Origin of the sequence: Pseudomonas sp. SIMBA_041 (assembly GCF_046535095.1) — a bacterium.
GTDB lineage: Bacteria > Pseudomonadota > Gammaproteobacteria > Pseudomonadales > Pseudomonadaceae > Aquipseudomonas > Aquipseudomonas mucoides.
The window spans coordinates 1-264 of sequence record NZ_JAWRXJ010000447.1; the positions used below are offsets into that span (position 1 = coordinate 1).

The 264-nt window shown below is 61.4% G+C and carries 1 protein-coding gene; it reads right to left on the minus strand.

The genetic code is table 11. The features are described from left to right. On the minus strand, positions 1-264 hold a 264-nt coding region (locus SB725_RS31860), incomplete at both ends, for a hypothetical protein (protein WP_410923443.1).

The window sequence follows — 264 nt, forward strand, 5'->3', positions numbered from 1 at the left end:
TTCATGATGTTCCAGGCATCCTTCATGGCCACGTACTTGATCGAGGCATTGACCGCCGCGCGGCAACTGTCGCTGGTCGGCGCCTTGTCGCAGAGGCTGCGCATTTCCGAGTCCAGCCACTCGCTGAGTTTCTCGGCCTTGGCCACCGCAGCCTTCTTCTGCTCATCGGTAGAGCAGGTACGTCCCGACAGGCAGTTGCCCACCTCATCGAAGGCCTGGTGCGTCAGGTAGTTGTACTGAGTGCCATTGGCCGCCACCGCCGAG